Here is an 18880-nt window from a genome sequence, read left to right as displayed (position 1 = left end):
CACATGACTAGTCAGACCACCCTCGACAAGACGGGGCCGGGGGATGAGGCGCCATCCACCCCGTCCGGCGGGGCATCGGCCTCCGGCCTGCGCGGCCACCCGTGGTTCACCCTCATAACCGTCGCGGTCGGGGTCATGATGGTGGCCCTCGACGGCACCATCGTGGCCATCGCCAACCCGGCCATCCAGAAGGACCTGAACGCGTCCTTCGCGGAGGTCCAGTGGATCACCAACGGCTACTTCCTCGCCCTCGCGGTCTCCCTGATCACCGCGGGCAAGCTCGGTGACCGGTTCGGCCACCGCCAGACCTTCCTGATCGGTGTCGTCGGCTTCGCGGCCGCGTCCGGTGCCATCGGCATGTCCAGCAGCATCGCGCTGGTCGTCACCTTCCGTGTCCTCCAGGGCCTGTTCGGCGCGCTGCTGATGCCGGCCGCGCTCGGGCTGCTGCGCGCGACCTTCCCGGCCGAGAAGCTCAACATGGCCATCGGTATCTGGGGCATGGTCATCGGTGCCTCCACCGCGGGCGGCCCGATCCTCGGCGGTGTGCTCGTCGAGCACGTCAACTGGCAGTCGGTGTTCTTCATCAACGTGCCGGTCGGCATCCTCGCCGTCGCCCTCGGCGCCTGGATCCTGCTCGACCACCGTGCCGAGAAGGCCCCGCGCTCCTTCGACCTGCTGGGCATCGCGCTGCTGTCGGCCGCGATGTTCTGCCTGGTGTGGGCGCTCATCAAGGCCCCCGAGTGGGGCTGGGGCGACGGCAAGACGTGGGCGTTCATCCTCGGCTCCGTCGTGCTCTTCGCCGCGTTCGCCTTCTGGGAGACGAAGGTCAAGGAGCCGCTGATCCCGCTGGGGCTGTTCCGCTCGGTGCCGCTGGCCGCGGGTGTCGTGCTGATGGTGCTGATGGCCATCGCCTTCATGGGCGGTCTGTTCTTCGTGACGTTCTACCTCCAGAACGTGCACGGCATGAGCCCGATCGACGCCGGTCTGCACCTGCTGCCGCTCACCGGAATGATGATCGTCGGCTCCCCGCTCGCGGGCGCGATGATCACCAAGCTCGGCCCGCGGGTGCCGCTGGCCGGCGGTATGGCGTGCACCGCGCTCGCCATGTACGGCATGTCCACGCTGGCGACGGACACCGGCAGTGGCGTCATGTCGCTCTGGTTCGCCCTGCTGGGCCTCGGCCTCGCACCCGTCATGGTCGGCGCCACCGAGGTCATCGTCGGCAACGCCCCGATGGAGCTCTCCGGTGTCGCCGGTGGCCTCCAGCAGGCCGCGATGCAGATCGGCGGCAGCCTCGGTACGGCCGTCCTCGGTGCGGTGATGGCCTCCAAGGTCGACAGCGACCTCGCGGGCAACTGGGCCGACGCGGGACTCCCGCCGCTCACCGCGGCCCAGGAGCACCAGGCCTCGGAGGCGGTCCAGGTGGGCGTGCCCCCGATCGCGCCGGGTACGCCGGAGGCGATCGCCACGAAGATCACCGGCGTCGCGCACGACACCTTCATCTCCGGGATGAGCCTGGCGTCCCTGGTCGCCGCCGGTGTCGCGGTCGTCGCCGTCCTCGTTGCGATGCTCACCAAGCGCGGTGCGAACGCGGAGGCGGGGGCGGGAGTCGGCCACATCTGACCGCACACCGCGGCCAACCGTGGGAAAAACAGGCGTAGTTCCCCTATCAGGGTGACAACGCTAAAGATTCCTCCCACCCGGCACGCGCCGCACGTCACAGTGGGTCAAGCCCTCCGGTACGGCACATTCCCCCGGCACATGCGGGGAGTTCGTACGGCGAGGAGGGTGACCGGTGCTGCGGCGCGCTGCCGGAGGGGGGCGGCGCGCCGCAAGGCCGGTGGTGTCCTGCGGTAGTAGAAACCCGGAGGATTAGCCCTCGCGACGGGGGTACCCGCCTTCACGAACCCGAGAACGCACCCGAATTCACCGAGGGGTTCTGGGAGTTGATGATGGCGGGCTTCGGACAGGGAACGCGCAGGTACCCCCGCTCACGTAGCCGGACGTGGTCACGGAGCGGGCCGGATCGCGCGACGCTCGGAATCATCGGAGTCATCTGCGCGGTCGCCGGTTTCTTCGTGCTGGGGATCATCCTCGGCCCGGTCGCGATCGTCTGCGGTTGGCTCGCCATGGGCCGTAGCTGGACGGGCTCTCGCCCGGTGCCGGCCCTGGTCGCCCTGGTGCTGGGCGCCATCGACACGCTCCTGGCGGTCATCTGGCTCGCCGGAGCGGCAACCCCGGGCACGGGCCTGTTCTGACCCGGGGCGAGTGAGGGAAGGGCCCCCGGTGGGACGACCGGGGGCCCGCTCCTGTCTCGTGTCCCGCCGGATCGCGTGACGCTCGGAATCATCGCCGGGGGTCCGGGGGTGTCTCCCGGAAAGGGCGGTATCTGCGCGGTCGCCGGTTTCTTCGTGCTGGGGATCATCCTCGGCCCGGTCGCGATCGTCTGCGGTTGGCTCGCCATGGGCCGTAGCTGGACGGGCTCTCGCCCGGTGCCGGCCCTGGTCGCCCTGGTGCTGGGCGCCATCGACACGCTCCCGGCCCGCTCCTGTCCGGTCGGGGGCCGTCAGCTTCTGGGGGTGGTCTGCTGGAGTGAGGCGACCTCCGCGCGCAGGGCCCGTACCTCGTCGGTCAGGAGGCGGATCGCTTCGGTCTGGCGGCGCTCCTCGACGTCGTCCTTCTCGAAGCGGGCGATGAACCACGCGGCGATGTTCGCGGTCACCACGCCGAGCAGTGCGATTCCGGAGAGCATCAGGCCGACGGCGATCATCCGCCCGAGTCCGGTGGTCGGGGCGTGGTCGCCGTAGCCCACGGTCGTCATGGTGGTGAAGGACCACCACACCGCGTCACCCAGCGTGCGGATGTTCCCGTCGGGCGACTCGCGCTCCACCGACAGCACGGCCAGCGAGCCGAACATCAGCAGCCCGACCACCGCGCCCGCGACGTAGGTCGTCAGCCGTATCTGTGAGGCCATCCGGGCCCGCCGCTGCACCAGCAGCAACGTCGACACCAGCCGCAGCAGCCGCAGTGGCTGTATCAGCGGCAGCAGCACCGCGGCCAAGTCCAGCCAGTGCGTGCGGACGAAGCTCACCCGGGCCGGTGACAGCCACAGCCGCACCCCGTAGTCGGCGGCGAACGCCGCCCACACCCCCCACTCGACCGCCGTGCACGCCGCCGTCAGGTCCTCGCTCGCCGGGCTGACCACTATGGGCACGGCGTAGGCGGCGGCGAACAGCACCGCCAGCGCCAGCAGCGGCCGTTGAGTGCGCCGTTCCCAACGGACGTGCGCCGATTCTTCCTTCATGGCGGCATCGTAAAGAAGAGGTGAAGGGCGGTGGAGCCCCAGGCCCCACCGCCCTTCACCCGTTGACGCCGTATGCGAACGCTACGCGTCGCCGCCCGCGGCCCCCGGATCCGCGGCCGAGACGTCGAGCAGCTGGTAGCGGTCGACGGCCTGCTTCAGCGCCGACCGGTCCACCTTGCCCGCCTTGGCCAGCTCGGTCAGCACACCCAGCACGATCGACTGCGCGTCGATGTGGAAGTGCCGGCGGGCCGCCCCACGGGTGTCCGCGAAGCCGAAACCGTCCGCGCCCAGCGACTGGTACGTCCCCGGCACCCACCGCGAGATCTGGTCCGGAACCGATCGCATCCAGTCGGACACGGCCACGAACGGACCCTCCGCGCCGGTCAGCTTCCGGGTCACCCACGGCACCCGCTGCTCCTCCTCCGGGTGCAGCAGATTGTGCTCCTCGCACTCCACGGCCTCGCGCCGCAGCTCGTTCCAGGAGGTCGCCGACCACACGTCGGCCTTCACGTTCCACTCCTCGGCGAGGGTCTTCTGCGCCTCGACGGCCCACGGGACCGCGACACCCGACGCCATGATCTGCGCCGGGATCGAGCCCGCCGTGCCCTCGCTGAAGCGGTGGATGCCCTTGAGGATGCCCTCGACGTCCACGTTCGCAGGCTCGGCCGGGTGCTGGATCGGCTCGTTGTAGACGGTGAGGTAGTAGAAGACGTCCTCGCCGTGCGGGTGCTCCTCGGACGTGCCGTACATCCGGCGCAGACCGTCCTGCACGATGTGCGCGATCTCGAACCCGAACGCCGGGTCGTACGCCACACAGCCCGGGTTGGTCGACGCGAGCAACTGCGAGTGGCCGTCGGCGTGCTGGAGCCCCTCACCGGTCAGCGTCGTACGCCCCGCGGTCGCACCCAGGACGAAACCGCGCGCCAACTGATCCGACATCTGCCAGAACTGGTCGCCGGTGCGCTGGAACCCGAACATCGAGTAGAAGACGTACACCGGGATGAGCGGCTCGCCGTGCGTGGCGTACGCCGAACCCGCCGCGATCAGCGAGGCCGTGCAGCCGGCCTCGGAGATGCCGTCGTGCAGCATCTGACCCTGCGGCGACTCCTTGTACGCGAGCAGCAGATCCCGGTCCACGGCCTCGTACTGCTGGCCGAGCGGGTTGTAGATCTTCGCACTGGGGAAGAAGGAGTCCATGCCGAACGTGCGGTACTCGTCCGGCGCGATCAGCACGAACCGCCTGCCGATCTCCTTGTCCCGCATGAGGTCCTTGAGTAGACGCACGAAGGCCATGGTGGTGGCGATCGACTGCTGCCCGGAGCCCTTCTTCACGGTCGCGTACGTCTTGTCCTCGGGCAGCGCGAGCGGCTTCGAGCGCACCACACGCGTCGGCACGTACCCGCCCAGCGAGTTGCGCCGGTCGTGCATGTACTGGATCTCCTCCGAGTCCCGGCCCGGGTGGTAGTACGGCGGCGCGCCGGACTCCAGCTCCTGGTCGGAGATCGGCAGGTGCAGCCGGTCGCGGAAGCCCTTGAGGTCGTCGACCGTCAGCTTCTTCATCTGGTGCGTGGCGTTGCGGCCCTCGAAGTTGGGACCGAGCGTCCAGCCCTTGATGGTCTTGGCGAGGATGACCGTCGGCTGGCCCTTGTGCTCGACGGCCGCCTTGTACGCCGCGAAGATCTTCCGGTGGTCGTGGCCGCCGCGCCCCAGGTGCAGGATCTGGTCGTCGGTCATGTTCTCGACCATCGCGCGCAGCCGCTGGTCGTCACCGAAGAAGTGGTCGCGGATGTACGCGCCGGTCTCGGTGGCGTACGTCTGGAACTGGCCGTCCGGCGTGGTGTTCATCCGGTTGACCAGCAGACCGTCGCGGTCCTGGGCGAGCAGCGGGTCCCAGGTGCGGTCCCACACCAGCTTGATGACGTTCCAGCCGGCGCCCCGGAAGATCGACTCCAGCTCCTGGATGATCTTGCCGTTGCCGCGCACCGGGCCGTCGAGCCGCTGGAGGTTGCAGTTGACGACGAAGGTCAGGTTGTCCAGGCCCTCACGGGCGGCGATGGACAGCTGGCCGAGCGACTCGGGCTCGTCCATCTCGCCGTCGCCCAGGAACGCCCACACATGCGACTTCGAGGTGTCCGCGATCTCGCGCGCGTGCATGTAGCGGTTCATCCGGGCCTGGAAGATCGCGCCGATCGGGCCAAGGCCCATCGACACGGTCGGGAACTCCCAGAAGTCCGGCATCAGCCGCGGGTGCGGGTAGCTGGACAGCCCGTACGGCGCCTTCGACTTCTCCTGCCGGAAGGCGTCGAGGTTCTGCTCGCTGAGCCGGTCGAGGAGGAACGCGCGGGCGTAGATGCCCGGCGAGGCGTGGCCCTGGAAGAAGACCTGGTCGCCGCCGTCGCCCTCGTCCTTGCCGCGGAAGAAGTGGTTGAAGCCGACGTCGTAGAGCGAGGCGGAGGAGGCGAAGGTGGCGATGTGGCCGCCGACGCCGATGCCGGGCCGCTGGGCGCGCGAGACCATCACGGCCGCGTTCCAGCGGGTGGCGTTGAGGATCCTGCGCTCGATCTCCTCGTTGCCCGGGAAGAACGGCTCGCTCTTGGTGGGGATGGTGTTGACGTAGTCCGTGCTGCGCATCTCGGGCACGGCCACGCGCTTCTCGCGGGCCCGCTCGATCAGCCGCAGCATCAGATAGCGGGCCCGCTCCCGGCCGCGCTCGTCCACGGCGGCGTCGAGGGAGTCGAGCCACTCCTGGGTTTCCTCGGGATCGAAGTCAGGAACCTGACTCGGAAGGCCGCCAATGATGATCGGGTTGCGATCGGATCCGGAAGCCACGCTGTTCCTTACCTGTCAGAGGGCTGCATTTCCCTGGGTTTCGCTGCAATTTCGGTATGCCTGCACCGTTCCCCATCGTGTACCTCGGGGAAGCAAACGTCATCTCTACTCTGGGGTAACCAGGCGCTGCGTGAACGCTCTCGGGTTCCCAAGCGTACAAAGGGGGGCAGAAAGGTGTGGCATGCGTCACGCACGGCTCGGGCCGGGTGCCGTAGGTTCGGGCGACACGGCCGGGAACGTCACCGTTTCGGCGGTCTGAACGGCCGGGTACTTGCGCGATCCGCCCCGCCCGTGTGGACTACGGCCAATGCTTCGCGCACGCGCGATGCAGGACATTCACTCAAGACATGATCAGGAGGCAACCCGTGAGCGCGACCGCGGACCACGCGGAGGAGCGGACGAGCCCTGCCGTCAGGCTGGGGTTCCAGCCCGAGCAGGTGGTCCAGGAGATCGGCTACGACGACGACGTAGACCAGGAACTCCGCGAGGCCATTGAAGAAGTCATCGGCAGCGACCTCGTGGACGAGGATTACGACGACGTAGCGGATGCCGTGGTGCTGTGGTTCCGCGACGAGGACGGCGACCTGACGGATGCGCTGGTGGATGCCACCACGTACATCGAAGAAGGCGGTTCGATCCTGCTGCTGACGCCCAAGACCGGGCGTGACGGCTACGTGGAGCCGAGCGACATCTCCGAAGCCGCGACGACGGCCGGCCTCTCCGCGTCCAAGAGCGTCAGCGTCGGCAAGGACTGGAGCGGCAGCAGGCTGGTGACGCCCAAGGCCGCCAAGACCAAGAAGTAGGCCCAGAACGCCGGACGGGCCGGTCCAGCACCGGCCCGTCCGAAGCCGTCCGGTGATCGCTGCGTAGGGTGGGAGCCACCCGAACAGCCCCACCGAAGGGACATCCGAGGCGATGGCGATCCAGGTCGGCGACAAGGCCCCCGACTTCGAGCTCAAGGACAACCACGGCGCGACCGTCAAGCTCTCCGACTTCCGCGGAAGCAAGAACGTCGTGCTGCTCTTCTACCCCTTCGCCTTCACCGGTGTGTGCACCGGCGAGCTGTGCGCGCTGCGCGACAACCTCCCGCGGTTCTCCGACCGGGACACCCAGCTGCTCGCCGTCTCCAACGACTCCATCCACACCCTGCGCGTCTTCGCCGAGCAGGAGGGCCTGGACTATCCGCTGCTCAGCGACTTCTGGCCGCACGGCGAGGCCTCCCGCGCCTACGGCGTCTTCGCCGAGGACAAGGGCTGCGCGGTGCGCGGCACCTTCGTCATCGACAAGGAGGGCGTGGTCCGCTGGACCGTCGTCAACGCCCTGCCCGACGCCCGTGACCTGAACGACTACGTCAAGGCCCTCGACACCCTCTGATTCTTCGGTTCCAGGGCATGCGTGGTACGGGAACCCGTCACTAGGATCGAGTCGTTGATCCGACATACAAGGCACGGCGGGGCTCCCCGCCCCTGGACACCAATGGAGGACTCGTGGGAGTCAGCCTCAGCAAGGGCGGCAACGTATCACTGAGCAAGGAGGCGCCGGGACTGACCGCGGTCATCGTCGGTCTGGGGTGGGACATCCGCACCACCACCGGCACGGACTTCGACCTCGACGCCAGCGCACTGCTGACGAACGCCGAGGGCAAGGTCAGCAGCGACGCGAACTTCGTGTTCTTCAACAACCTCAAGAGCGCCGACGGCTCGGTCGAGCACACCGGTGACAACCTCACCGGTGAGGGCGAGGGTGACGACGAGCAGATCAAGATCAACCTCGCAGGCGTCCCGGCCGACGTCGAGAAGATCGTCTTCCCGGTCTCGATCTACGACGCCGAGAACCGCCAGCAGTCCTTCGGCCAGGTCCGCAACGCGTTCATCCGCGTCGTGAACCAGGCCGGCGGCGCCGAGATCGCGCGCTACGACCTCTCCGAGGACGCCTCCACCGAGACCGCGATGGTCTTCGGTGAGCTCTACCGGCACGGCGCGGAGTGGAAGTTCCGCGCCATCGGCCAGGGTTACGCCTCCGGCCTGCGCGGCATCGCCCAGGACTTCGGCGTGAACGTCTGATCTTGCGGGTCTTCGTCCGGCGCCGCACGGTTTGCGTGCGGCGCCGGACGCGCAGGACAACAGAAGCAGCACCGTATCGGGGAGGGACCAGCGCAATGGGCGTCACGCTCGCCAAGGGAGGCAACGTCTCCCTGTCCAAGGCCGCACCCAATCTCACCCAGGTGATGATCGGGCTCGGCTGGGACGCTCGATCCACCACCGGAGCCGACTTCGACCTCGACGCCAGCGCACTGATGTGCACGAGCGGACGGGTGATGGGGGACGAGTGGTTCATCTTCTACAACCAGCTCAAGAGTCCGGACGGCTCGGTCGAGCACACCGGTGACAACCTCACCGGTGAGGGCGACGGCGACGACGAATCGCTGCTGATCGACCTCTCCAAGGTGCCGCCACAGTGCGACAAGATCATCTTTCCCGTCTCCATCCACATGGCCGACGAGCGCGGCCAGACCTTCGGCCAGGTCAGCAACGCCTTCATCCGCGTGGTCAACCAGGCCGACGGCCAGGAACTCGCCCGGTACGACCTCTCCGAGGACGCTTCCACCGAGACCGCGATGATCTTCGGCGAGGTCTATCGCCATCAGGGCGAGTGGAAGTTCAGGGCGGTCGGCCAGGGGTACGCGTCGGGGCTGCGGGGCATCGCTCTAGACTTCGGAGTCAATGTTTCGTAAAGCCGAGTACGGCGTGGTAGAGATCCGTACTTAGAGGATTGGGTAGCCAGTGGTTCTGAAAACCTTCGGCTGGTCGTTCGCGGTCACCGCGCTCGGCCTCGTCGCGGCGGTCTTCTACGGGGGGTGGACCGCCTTCGGTGTCGTGGCGATCCTTTCCGTCCTCGAGATCTCCCTCTCGTTCGACAACGCGGTGGTCAACGCCGGGATCCTGAAGAAGATGAGTGCCTTCTGGCAGAAGATCTTCCTCACGATCGGCATCCTCATCGCGGTCTTCGGCATGCGACTGGTCTTCCCCGTCGTCATCGTGGCGGTCAGCGCCTCGATGGGGCCGATCGAGGCCGTCGACCTCGCCCTCACCGACAAGGACCGCTACCAGCAGCTGGTGACGGACGCCCACCCGTCGATCGCCGCCTTCGGCGGTATGTTCCTGCTGATGATCTTCCTCGACTTCATCTTCGAGGACCGGGACATCAAGTGGCTCGGCTGGCTGGAGCGGCCGCTCGCCAAGCTCGGCAAGATCGACATGCTGTCGGTCTGCATCGCCCTGATCGTGCTGATGATCTCCGCGATGACCTTCGCCACCCACGCCCACCAGCACGGCGGCACCCACGCCGACAAGGCGGAGACGGTCCTGCTCTCCGGTATCGCGGGCCTGATCACCTACATGATCGTGGGCGGTCTCTCCGGCTTCTTCGAGGACAAGCTCGAAGAGGAGGAGGAGCGCGAGCACGAGGCCGAGGAGAAGGCCGAGCGCGAGGGCAAGCCCAAGTCGGCGGTCGTCATGGTCGGCAAGGCCGCGTTCTTCATGTTCCTCTACCTGGAGGTCCTGGACGCGTCGTTCTCCTTCGACGGCGTCATCGGCGCCTTCGCCATCACCAACGACATCGTCCTGATGGCGCTGGGCCTCGGCATCGGCGCCATGTACGTCCGGTCGCTGACCGTCTACCTGGTCCGCCAGGGCACCCTCGACGAGTACGTCTACCTGGAGCACGGCGCGCACTACGCGATCGGCGCCCTCGCCATGATCCTGCTGGTCACCATCCAGTACGAGATCCACGAGCTCATCACCGGCTCGATCGGCGTGATCCTGATCGCCTGGTCCTTCTGGTCCTCCGTCCGCCGCAACAAGGCGATCGCGGCCGCAGAGGGAAAAGCGGCGGGCTCGGACGACAAGACTGAGGTCTCGTCCGGGGTGTGATCAGCTTCTGCGTGAGGAACGCTCTGAGCGGGGCGGTGTCGGGGACGACTCCCGGTGCCGCCCCCTCGGGCGCTGACAGCGAAGTGGGGCGGGAATGGGCTTCTTCGACGGACTCTGGCGCGGCCGCGAGACCGACTTCGACTCGGGAAACGCCGCCACCAACGCCATCGAACTGACCAAACGGCACAGCCAGGTCTCCCTCACCAAACAGGGCGCGGCCACCGGGCATCTGCGCATCAACCTGGCCTGGCGGATGCGGACCTCCGACCTGGGCGGGTCCCAGCGGGAGAGCCTGCTGCGGCACCCCTTCAAGGCGCTCAAACCGCCCGAGGTCCTCGGGCACAGCCAGAGCATGGTCAACGTCGACCTCGACCTGGGCTGCCTGTACGAACTGGCCGACGGCACGAAGGGCGTCGTACAGCCGCTGGGCGGGTTCCTCGGGGACACCAACGAGGCGCCGTACGTGAAGCTCAGCGGGGACGACCGGTTCGGGTCGGCGTCCGGGGAGACGATGTACGTCAACCTCGACCACAAGGACGCCATCAAGCGGCTGCTGGTGTTCGTGTACATCTACGACCAGACGCCGGCGTTCGACCGTACGCACGCCATCGTCACGCTGTACCCGAGCAACGGACCGCGGATCGAGATACATCTCGACGAACGGCATCCGCAGGCGCGGTCCTGCGCGGTGGTGATGATCGAGAACGTGAAGGGTGAGCTGGTCGTCCGGCGCGAGGTGCGCTTCGTGTACGGGTTCCAGGGGGAACTGGACCGCTTGTACGGGTGGGGGTTGCAGTGGGGGCGGGGCTACAAGGCGAAGGCCGAGCGCTGACGCCCGCTCCCGGCCCGCCGCACCTACCGTCCGATGAACTGGGGGCCCTGCGGGGGCAGCCGGAAGTCCGGGTCCGGGAGGGTTGAGACCGCCGGCGGGTAGCCGTAAGCCGGCTGGGCCGTCGCCGCGGCGGGCTGCTGGGGGTAGCCGTAGGCCGGCTGGGCGGGGACGACCGTCGGCTGTTCCGGAGGGAGGGGCTGGGAGATCTCCGAGGCCTGCTGAGTGGCGGGGGACGGCGGGACGACGGTCGTCGCGAGCCCGTCGGGAGCGGCCGGGGAGTCCAGGCCCTCCGACTCGTCCACCGAGATGCCGTAGTCGGTCGCCAGACCCTGGAGGCCGTTCAGATAGCCCTCGCCCAGCGCGCGGAACTTCCAGCCCTCACCGCGGCGGTACAGCTCGCCGCAGATCAGGGCGGTCTCCTGACCGGTCTCCGGCTTGATGTCGAAGTAGGCCAGCGGCTCGCCCTCGGCGACCGTGGCGTCGTACAGCAGAATGCGCAGACCCTGGACCCGGTCGAACGAGGCGCCGTCCGCCGACGCGACCAGAAGAATCTGGCTGACGTCGGCCTCGACACCGGCCAGATCTGTCTGGATCGTGTCGGTGGGACCCTCGGCCATTCGCTTCTTGCCGAGGAGCCAGACCTTCCCGGAAGGGTGCCGGGGCTGGTTGTAGAAGACGAAGTCCTCGTCGGATCGCACACGACCGTCGGGGCCGAGGAGCAGTGCCGAGGCGTCGACGACCGGGACCCCCTGCCCGGGCGCCCAGCGCAGCACGGCGCGTACCGTGGTGGTCCTGAGCGGGACGTTCGACCCCTTCAGCATCGCGTGCGTCATACGGCCATCCTGCCCTCTCGGTCCTGGTCACGACAACGTGGGGGTACCGGATCCCCCGGGGTGTCGTCATGGTGGCGATACCGCCTTGTTCGGCTGTGTTCGTCCGCGTTACCAGAAATTCATGCCCTGCGGGAACCCCCGACACGGGTCCCTACGTACTATTACCGGCCACCTGTGAATCGGTCACAGGGGACGCTCAGTCAACACGGGGGAGCTCTATGCGTCATTTCGGGCACATCGCCCCTGAGGTGCGGCAGCGCCTGTTCCACCAGCAGCCCTGCGAGTTCACCGCCGACTCCCCGGCCCGGCTGCTCTCCGCGGCCCTCGGCGCCACGCTCTACAGTCCGGCCACCCGGCCCCGGCTCGCCGACGACATCGTCAAGCAGACCGGACGCGGCGTGGTCTCGATGGTGCTGTGCCTGGAGGACTCGATCGGCGACGAGGACGTCGCGGAGGCCGAGGAGAACCTCGTACGGCAGTTCAGGGACCTCGCCACACGCGCGGGCACCGATCTCCCGCTGCTGTTCATCCGGGTCCGCTCCCCCCGGCAGATCCCCGACCTCGTCCGCCGGCTCGGCCCCGCCGTCCGGCTGCTGTCCGGATTCGTGCTGCCGAAGTTCACCGAAGAGCGCGGCATCTCCTTCCTGGAGGCCCTCTCCGGCGCCGAGGCGGCGAGCGGACGCCGGCTGTTCGCCATGCCCGTGCTGGAGTCGCCCGAGCTGATGTACCGCGAGTCCCGGGTGGAGACCCTGGAGGGCATCGCCCGCGCCGTCGACAAGTACCGCGACCGCGTGCTGGCCCTCCGCCTCGGCGTGACCGACTTCTGCTCCTCCTACGGCCTGCGCCGCGCCCCCGACATGACCGCCTGGGACGTCCAGATCGTCGCCTCGGTCATCGCCGACGTGGTGAACATGCTGGGCCGGGCCGACGGCACCGGGTTCACGGTGACCGGGCCGGTGTGGGAGTACTTCCGCGTCCAGGAGCGCATGTTCAAGCCCCAGCTGCGCCGCAGCCCCTTCCTGGAGGGCCAGGCCGAGGAACTGCGCGAGGCGCTCATCGAGCACGCCATGGACGGGCTGCTCCGCGAGATCTCCCTCGACCAGGCCAACGGCCTGCTCGGCAAGACCTGCATCCACCCCTCCCACGTGCTGCCCGTGCACGCACTCTCCGTGGTCAGCCACGAGGAGTTCAGTGACGCCCAGGACATCCTGCGGCCGGAGCGCGGCGGTGGCGGGGTGCTCAGGTCGCAGTACACGAACAAAATGAATGAAGTGAAGCCGCACCGCGCCTGGGCCGAGCGGACCCTGCTGCGCGCCGAGGTCTTCGGTGTGGCCAACGAGGACATCGGCTTCGTGGAGCTCCTCGCCGCCGGAATCCCCGGCTGAATCAACGCCGAACACCAAGGGACGCATGAACAAGGCAGTGAACGACGGGGGCCGGCCGGGACCGGACGGGGTCTGGTCCGGGACGTGGGTGGCCGAACGGCTCGGCGTCGAACTCGTGGGCGACGATCAGCTGACCGACCTGCTGGGGCTGGCCCTGCGCCGCAACCCCAAGCGGGCCCACCTGCTCGTCTCCCACGTCCTCGGCAAGCACGTACCCCAGTCACCGCGTGTGGTCTACGACCACGGGCTCGCCCTCGGTCGCCGGGTGCGGGAGCTGCTGGGCACCGAGGAGGCGAGCCGCGCGGTCGTCCTCGGCTACGCCGAGACCGCCACCGGCCTCGGCCACTGTGTCGCCGACGGCATCGGTCTCGCCCCCTACCTCCACTCCACCCGCCGCCCGGTCCCGGGCCTCACCCCGGCAGGCGGCTTCGAGGAGTCCCACTCCCACGCCACGTCACACCTGCTCCTCCCGGAGAATCCCGGCCTCCTCTCCGGCGACGGCCCCCTCGTCCTCGTCGACGACGAGTTCTCCACGGGCAACACGATCCTCAACACGATCCGCGACCTGCACGCGCGCTACCCGCGAGGGCGGTACGTCGTCGTAGCCCTGGTCGACATGCGCTCACCGAAGGACGCGGACCGCCTGGACGCCTTCGCCCGGGAGATAGACGCGAGGGTGGACCTGGTGGCAGCGGCGTCGGGCACGGTGCACCTGCCCGAAGGGGTACTGGAGAAGGGCCAGGCCCTCGTAGCGCGGTTCGAGATGCCTCACTCAGGGGCGCGGGGAACTGCGCGATCAACCCCCACCGGCCCGCAGCGAACAATCAAGCGGATCGACCTCCACTGGCCCCACGGCCTCCCCGACGGCGGCCGCCACGGCTTCACCCCGGCCCACCGAATACGCCTGGAAGCCGCCCTCCCCCCAATGGCGGCCCACCTCGCACAAGCCCTCCCCGCCACAGCCCACCGCGTACACATCCTCGGCTTCGAAGAGCTGATGTACATCCCTCTCCGCCTGGCCCACCAGCTGGAGCAGACCACAGACGCCCAGGTCACCTACTCCACCACCACCCGCTCACCCGTACTCGCCGTGGACGACCCGGGCTACGCGATCCGCAGCCGCATCACCTTCCCGGCCCACGACACCCCCGCCGACGGCCCCGGCGACCGCTACGCCTACAACATCGCGGGCGCCGGCTTCGACGCCGTGATCGCCGTGGTCGACTCCACCGCCGACACCCCCGAACTGCACGCCCCCGACGGCCTCCTGGCCCAACTCGCCGCACACACCGAGCAGGTCGTCCTCGTGGTCGTCCCCAGCCACACCCCCGAAAGGCCCTCCATGCTCCCCGAGCCCCTCCGAGGCCCCGCCTTCTCCTCGTACGCCCCCGAGGAGGTCGGCTGGCTGCTCCAGGACCTCTCGGACGTGACGCTGGAGGCGCCGACCGAGGAGCGCGAGGAGGCCATCCAGAGCGGCGGCGCGCACTACGCGGAGTCGCTGCCGGTGGAGTACCAGCCGAGCGAGCAGTACCAGGAGCTGTTCCACGCGGCGCTGGAGACATCGGCGGGGCGGATCGCGCAGGCGGTCGGCGCGGTCACCGAACTCGTCCTCGCCGAGCGGTCCCCGCGGCCCGTGCTCGTCTCGCTGGCCCGCGCCGGTACGCCCGTCGGCGTGCTGATGCGCCGCTGGGCCCAGTTCCGGCACGGCCTGGACCTGCCCCACTACGCCGTGTCGATCGTGCGCGGCCGGGGCATCGACGCCAACGCCCTGCGCTGGCTGGCCGCCCACCACGACCCCCGGGACGTCGTCTTCGTCGACGGCTGGACCGGCAAGGGTGCCATCACCCGCGAACTCGCCGACGCCGTCAAGGAGTTCGAGGACTCCGACGGCATCACCGGCTTCGACCCGGAGATCGCGGTACTCGCCGACCCCGGCTCGTGCGTGCGGACGTACGGCACCCGCGAGGACTTCCTGATCCCGTCCGCGTGCCTCAACTCCACGGTCTCCGGCCTGATCTCACGCACCGTCCTGCGCGCGGACCTGGTCGGCGCCGACGACTTCCACGGCGCGAAGTTCTACCGCGAACTCGCCGGAGCCGACGTGTCGGTGGCCTTCCTGGACGCGGTCGCCGGCCGCTTCCCCGAGGTCGTGGACGCCGTCGACGCGCAGACCAAGGAACTGCTGTCCGGCGACCGCGCCCCGACCTGGGAGGGCTGGGCGGCCGTGGAGCGCATCAGCGAGGAGTACGGCATCCACGACGTCAACCTCGTCAAGCCCGGCGTCGGCGAGACCACCCGCGTGCTGCTGCGCCGGGTGCCCTGGAAGATCCTCGCGAAGGCCGGCGCGGGCGCCGACCTCGACCATGTCCGACTGCTCGCCGAACAGAGAGGTGTCCCGGTGGAAGAGGTCGCCGAACTCCCGTACACCTGCGTGGGGTTGATCCACCCCAAGTACACGCGGGGCGCCACGGGCGCCGACGGCCGGGCGGTGAACGTCTGATGCCGGCACCGGTGCTCGTCGCGAGCGATCTCGACCGTACGCTCATCTACTCCGCCGCGGCCCTCGCGCTGACCATGCCGGACGCCCGGGCGCCCAGGCTGCTGTGCGTCGAGGTGCACGAGAGCAGGCCGCTGTCGTTCATGACCGAGACCTCGGCCGAACTGCTCACCGAACTCGGGGACGCGGCCGTCTTCGTCCCCACGACCACGCGCACCCGCAAGCAGTACCAGCGCATCAACCTGCCGGGCCCCGCCCCGACGTACGCGATCTGCGCCAACGGCGGGCACCTGCTCGTCGACGGCGTCACCGACGCCGACTGGCACGCGCGCGTGCAGGCCCGGCTCGCCGAGGAGTGCGCGCCGCTGGACGAGGTCCGCGAGCACCTGATGACGTCCGCCGACCCGCTGTGGGTGCGCAAGCACCGCATCGCCGAGGACCTCTTCGCCTACCTGGTCGTCGAGCGCGAACTGCTCCCCGAGGACTGGGTGAAGGAGCTCGCCGTCTGGGCGGAGAACCGCGGCTGGACGGTCTCCCTCCAGGGCCGCAAGATCTACGCCGTCCCCAAGCCGCTCACCAAGAGCGCCGCCATGCGCGAGGTCGCCCGCCGCACCGGGGCCGAACTGACCCTCGCCGCCGGCGACTCCCTCCTCGACGCCGACCTCCTCCTCGCCGCCGACAAGGGCTGGCGCCCCGGCCACGGCGAACTCGCCGACGCCGCATGGACCGCCCCGGCGATCAGCGCGCTGCCCGAGCGGGGGGTGCTGGCGGGGGAGCGGATCCTGCGGGAGTTCCTGCGGGAGGCCCGGACCGGCCGGGAGGCCCGAACCGGTTAACGCCCCGCCGGTTCGCTCTCGCGCGGCGCACCCGACCTGCGGCGTCCCGATCCGGGGCGCCGCAGCAGCCGTACGACGACGAAGACGGCCAGCGCCAGGGCGGCCGCCACCAGGACCACCTTGGAGTAGGCGGAGACCATGTCGGTGACCTGGGCCCAGTTGTCGCCCAGCGCGTACCCGGCGAGGACGAACACCGTGTTCCAGATGGCGCTGCCCAGCGTGGTCAGACCGAGGAAGACGGGCAGCGGCATGCGTTCGACGCCGGCCGGTACGGAGATCAGGCTGCGGAAGATGGGGATCATCCGGCCGAAGAAGACCGCCTTGGTGCCGTGTCTGAGGAACCAGGCCTCCGTCTTCTCGATGTCGGAGACCTTCACCAGCGGCAGCCGGGCGGCGATCGCCACTGTGCGGTCACGCCCGAGCAGCGCGCCGACGCCGTAGAGCGCCAGTGCGCCCACCACCGAGCCCGCCGTCGTCCACAGCAGGGCGGCCCACAGGTTCATCTGTCCGGTGCTCGCCGCGAATCCCGCGAGCGGCAGGATCACCTCGCTCGGGAGCGGGGGGAAGAGGTTCTCCAGGGCGATGGCGATACCGGCGCCGGGCGCGCCGAGCGTGTCCATGAGCCCGTTGATCCACTGCGGTGCGGCTGTCATGCCTGCCACCGTAGGGAACCGGAGCTGAAGAGATCCTGAGGAAGGTTGCCCCGGGCGCCATCCGTGAACGTGGCGTCAGCCGCAGCAGCCCCCGCCGCAGCAACCGCCTCCGCCGCCGCCCGCGCGGGGTGCCGGGGCGGGCGCGGCGGACGAGCCGCCGACCGCCACCGTGGACAGCAGCTTCACCGTGTCGTCGTGGCCCGCGGGGCAGTCGGCGGGCGCGGCGGACTCCGCCATCGGACGGCTCAGTTCGAAGGTGTCGCCGCAGGTCCGGCAGCGGTACTCGTAGCGAGGCATGGGCACAGCGTATCCGGCCGCCGCGGACCGGCGTAGGCCGTCTCAGTGACCGGCGCCGCGGTCGTCGCGGATCTGGGACACCACCTGGGCCACCGTCTGCCGCACCGCCTCCGTCTCCGTCAGGAAATGCCAGTAGTCGGGGTGGCGCCCCTCCAGCGTGCCGATCGCCCGGTCGAGGCGGGCGACCGCGTCGTCCAGGGGGCGGGCGTGCCGGGGGTCGGGGGTGTTGCGGCCGGCCATGGCGAGCCGCTGGGCGTCCCGGATCGCGAAACGCGTCCGGTCGATCTCCTGCTGCGGGTCCTTCTGCACGGCGTTCAGGCGGCGCAGCCGGTCGCCGGCGGCGGAGACGGACTCGTCGGTGGTGTTGAGCAGCGCCCGGACCGTGGAGAGCAGGGCGGTGGCGTCCGGCCAGCGCTGGTCGTCCCGCGCGGCCCGCGCCTCGCGCAGCTTCAGCTCGGCCTGCTCCACGTTCCGCTCGGCCAGGTCGGGGACGTGCTGGAGGTCCTGCCAGCAGGCGGCGGCGAACCGGCGGCGCAGCTCGCTCAGGACCGGCTCGACCTGCTCCGCGCGCGTGGTGAGCGCCTGGGCACGGGTCCGCAGTGACACCAGCCGGTGATCGATCTCGGCGGCCCGCTCCGGCAGCCGCTCGGCCTCGACCCGGACGGCCTCCGCCTGCTGGGCCACCCGCTCGGCCCGCTCCAGCGTCTGCGGCACTCCGTGCTGCCCCGCGCCTTGGTTCAGCTTGGTCAGCTCGGGTCCCAGGGCGGCGAGCCGGGCGGCCAGATCGTCCGCCGTCAGCCCCGATCCCCGTACGGCGTCCAGGGCGTTGGACGCGGCCAGCAGCCCCTGCCGGGCCCGCTCGACCGCGGGCGCGAGCCGGGCCAGCTGGGTCTCGGCCTTGCCGATCAGCGGCCCCAGGCTGTCACCGAAACGGTCCAGCTCCCGCTTGACGTTGGTCAGGTCGTCCTTCGCCCGGGTGAGCGCGGTACGCGCCTGGGAGGCGGCCGAGGCCTCCAGGTCGTCCCGGTCCAGGTCGTACGCGTCCACGGCCTGGATGTACTGGTGACTGACCTCGTCGATCCGGGCGCTGACCGCCTGGAAGTCGGCGACCGCGCGCCGGGCGGCGGGGGAGTCGTCCACCGCCGTGATGGTCTCTATCGAGATCCGCAGATCCCGCTGCGCGGTGTCCAGCTCGTAGAACGCGGCCGCGGCGGCGTCCTTCGCGGCCTGCGCCTCGGCCCGCTGGTTCTCCGCCCGCCCGCCGAACCAGCGCCGGGTGCCGCCGCCGGCGAAGGCGGCGGGCAGCGCGAGCGCGACGACCAGCGGGAGCGCGGCCAGGGCGAGGGTGTCGCGCAGGGCGTGCCGTGCGGGGCGCCCGACGTGTGGGGCGCGAGGTGCGGGGTGGTGTGCACGCGGCACCAACGGCGATTCCGGCTGCGGTGGTGTCGCCGTCACATCCCTCTCCCGTGCTGTGATCCGTCC

At 69.7% G+C, this 18880-nt stretch carries 16 protein-coding genes and 2 pseudogenes; 12 read left to right on the top strand and 6 right to left on the bottom strand.

Translation table 11 applies throughout. The features are described 5' to 3' along the window. Positions 1-3 precede the first annotated feature (3 nt). The 3 genes and pseudogenes from SLINC_RS14305 to SLINC_RS49295 all read left to right on the top strand — a co-directional run bounded on the left by SLINC_RS14305 (position 4) and on the right by SLINC_RS49295 (position 2596). Positions 4-1623, top strand: a complete 1620-nt coding sequence (locus tag SLINC_RS14305; protein WP_067431886.1) for an MFS transporter — start codon at positions 4-6, stop codon at positions 1621-1623. 326 nt (positions 1624-1949) lie between these two features. Next, positions 1950-2258, top strand: coding sequence for a small hydrophobic protein (locus SLINC_RS14300; RefSeq protein ID WP_067431883.1), 309 nt, complete (start codon positions 1950-1952; stop codon positions 2256-2258). Between the two features lie 51 nt (positions 2259-2309). After that, positions 2310-2596 (top strand): annotated as a pseudogene (locus SLINC_RS49295) (small hydrophobic protein). Here SLINC_RS49295 and SLINC_RS14295 read toward each other — a convergent pair. Both SLINC_RS14295 and aceE read right to left on the bottom strand, forming a co-directional pair. After that, positions 2567-3304, bottom strand: a complete 738-nt coding sequence (locus SLINC_RS14295) for a potassium channel family protein (RefSeq protein ID WP_067431880.1) — start codon at positions 3302-3304, stop codon at positions 2567-2569. The pseudogene SLINC_RS49295 and the gene SLINC_RS14295 overlap by 30 nt on opposite strands. Before the next feature lie 81 nt (positions 3305-3385). Beyond that, positions 3386-6133, bottom strand: a complete 2748-nt coding sequence (aceE, locus tag SLINC_RS14290; protein ID WP_067431877.1) for a pyruvate dehydrogenase (acetyl-transferring), homodimeric type — start codon at positions 6131-6133, stop codon at positions 3386-3388. 365 nt (positions 6134-6498) lie between these two features. On the opposite strand from aceE, the gene SLINC_RS14285 reads away from it, so the two are divergent. From SLINC_RS14285 to SLINC_RS14260, 6 genes are all read left to right on the top strand, one after another. Continuing rightward, a complete protein-coding gene (locus SLINC_RS14285) occupies positions 6499-6936 on the top strand; it encodes a DUF3052 domain-containing protein (RefSeq protein ID WP_067431874.1) in 438 nt (145 codons plus the stop codon). A gap of 112 nt (positions 6937-7048) precedes the next feature. Beyond that, complete coding sequence (locus tag SLINC_RS14280) at positions 7049-7507, top strand: peroxiredoxin (RefSeq protein WP_067431871.1); 459 nt, start codon at positions 7049-7051, stop codon at positions 7505-7507. Positions 7508-7620: 113 nt separating this feature from the next. Beyond that, positions 7621-8196, top strand: coding sequence for a TerD family protein (locus SLINC_RS14275; protein ID WP_067431864.1), 576 nt, complete (start codon positions 7621-7623; stop codon positions 8194-8196). Positions 8197-8291: 95 nt separating this feature from the next. Then, positions 8292-8867 carry a TerD family protein gene (locus SLINC_RS14270; RefSeq protein ID WP_067431861.1) on the top strand — a complete coding sequence of 192 codons (576 nt, stop codon included), beginning with the start codon at positions 8292-8294 and terminating at the stop codon, positions 8865-8867. A gap of 49 nt (positions 8868-8916) precedes the next feature. Continuing rightward, positions 8917-10065, top strand: a complete 1149-nt coding sequence (locus SLINC_RS14265; RefSeq protein WP_067431858.1) for a DUF475 domain-containing protein — start codon at positions 8917-8919, stop codon at positions 10063-10065. Between the two features lie 94 nt (positions 10066-10159). Next, the gene (locus SLINC_RS14260) at positions 10160-10897 is read left to right on the top strand and encodes a TerD family protein (protein WP_067431855.1); all 738 of its coding nucleotides are present in this window, start codon (positions 10160-10162) and stop codon (positions 10895-10897) included. A 23-nt stretch (positions 10898-10920) separates the two neighbouring features. Here SLINC_RS14260 and SLINC_RS14255 read toward each other — a convergent pair whose 3' ends face one another. Continuing rightward, positions 10921-11730 carry a TerD family protein gene (locus SLINC_RS14255; RefSeq protein ID WP_067431852.1) on the bottom strand — a complete coding sequence of 270 codons (810 nt, stop codon included), beginning with the start codon at positions 11728-11730 and terminating at the stop codon, positions 10921-10923. Positions 11731-11948: 218 nt separating this feature from the next. Between SLINC_RS14255 and SLINC_RS14250 the strand changes: the two genes are divergently transcribed. Genes SLINC_RS14250 through SLINC_RS14240 form a run of 3 tightly spaced genes read left to right on the top strand, consistent with a single transcriptional unit; the run spans position 11949 to position 16448 of the window. Further along, positions 11949-13115, top strand: coding sequence for an HpcH/HpaI aldolase/citrate lyase family protein (locus SLINC_RS14250; protein WP_067431849.1), 1167 nt, complete (start codon positions 11949-11951; stop codon positions 13113-13115). Positions 13116-13140: 25 nt separating this feature from the next. After that, a complete protein-coding gene (locus SLINC_RS14245) occupies positions 13141-15615 on the top strand; it encodes a phosphoribosyltransferase (RefSeq protein ID WP_067431845.1) in 2475 nt (824 codons plus the stop codon). Continuing rightward, positions 15615-16448 (top strand): HAD family hydrolase, encoded by an 834-nt coding sequence (locus tag SLINC_RS14240; RefSeq protein WP_067431842.1) that lies wholly within the window; start codon positions 15615-15617, stop codon positions 16446-16448. The genes SLINC_RS14245 and SLINC_RS14240 overlap by 1 nt, the downstream gene beginning before the upstream one ends. A gap of 29 nt (positions 16449-16477) precedes the next feature. On the opposite strand, the pseudogene SLINC_RS14235 reads toward SLINC_RS14240, so the two are convergent. The 3 genes and pseudogenes from SLINC_RS14235 to SLINC_RS14225 form a co-directional block, all read right to left on the bottom strand. After that, positions 16478-17101: pseudogene (locus SLINC_RS14235) on the bottom strand (DedA family protein); the annotation flags it as partial. Positions 17102-17176: 75 nt separating this feature from the next. Continuing rightward, complete coding sequence (locus tag SLINC_RS14230) at positions 17177-17398, bottom strand: FmdB family zinc ribbon protein (protein ID WP_067431835.1); 222 nt, start codon at positions 17396-17398, stop codon at positions 17177-17179. Positions 17399-17440: 42 nt separating this feature from the next. Then, positions 17441-18853, bottom strand: a complete 1413-nt coding sequence (locus SLINC_RS14225) for a hypothetical protein (RefSeq protein ID WP_067431831.1) — start codon at positions 18851-18853, stop codon at positions 17441-17443. Positions 18854-18880: the final 27 nt, after the last annotated feature.

This window comes from Streptomyces lincolnensis (assembly GCF_001685355.1).
In the GTDB taxonomy this organism is placed as follows: Bacteria; Actinomycetota; Actinomycetes; order Streptomycetales; family Streptomycetaceae; genus Streptomyces; species Streptomyces lincolnensis.
The sequence above is the reverse complement of the archived record's forward strand: the minus strand, read 5'-3'. Positions and strand labels throughout refer to the sequence as shown.

Excerpts from the sequence above, each read along its gene's own strand:
- SLINC_RS14270 (WP_067431861.1), top strand. The coding sequence starts at position 8,292 with ATGGGCGTCACGCTCGCCAAGGGAGGCAACGTCTCCCTGTCCAAGGCC.
- SLINC_RS14260 (WP_067431855.1), top strand. The coding sequence starts at position 10,160 with ATGGGCTTCTTCGACGGACTCTGGCGCGGCCGCGAGACCGACTTCGAC.
- SLINC_RS14255 (WP_067431852.1), bottom strand. The coding sequence starts at position 11,730 with ATGACGCACGCGATGCTGAAGGGGTCGAACGTCCCGCTCAGGACCACC.
- SLINC_RS14230 (WP_067431835.1), bottom strand. The coding sequence starts at position 17,398 with ATGCCTCGCTACGAGTACCGCTGCCGGACCTGCGGCGACACCTTCGAA.
- SLINC_RS14240 (WP_067431842.1), top strand. The coding sequence starts at position 15,615 with ATGCCGGCACCGGTGCTCGTCGCGAGCGATCTCGACCGTACGCTCATC.
- SLINC_RS14250 (WP_067431849.1), top strand. The coding sequence starts at position 11,949 with ATGCGTCATTTCGGGCACATCGCCCCTGAGGTGCGGCAGCGCCTGTTC.
- SLINC_RS14305 (WP_067431886.1), top strand. The coding sequence starts at position 4 with ATGACTAGTCAGACCACCCTCGACAAGACGGGGCCGGGGGATGAGGCG.
- SLINC_RS14245 (WP_067431845.1), top strand. The coding sequence starts at position 13,141 with ATGAACAAGGCAGTGAACGACGGGGGCCGGCCGGGACCGGACGGGGTC.
- SLINC_RS14280 (WP_067431871.1), top strand. The coding sequence starts at position 7,049 with ATGGCGATCCAGGTCGGCGACAAGGCCCCCGACTTCGAGCTCAAGGAC.
- SLINC_RS14295 (WP_067431880.1), bottom strand. The coding sequence starts at position 3,304 with ATGAAGGAAGAATCGGCGCACGTCCGTTGGGAACGGCGCACTCAACGG.
- SLINC_RS14300 (WP_067431883.1), top strand. The coding sequence starts at position 1,950 with ATGATGGCGGGCTTCGGACAGGGAACGCGCAGGTACCCCCGCTCACGT.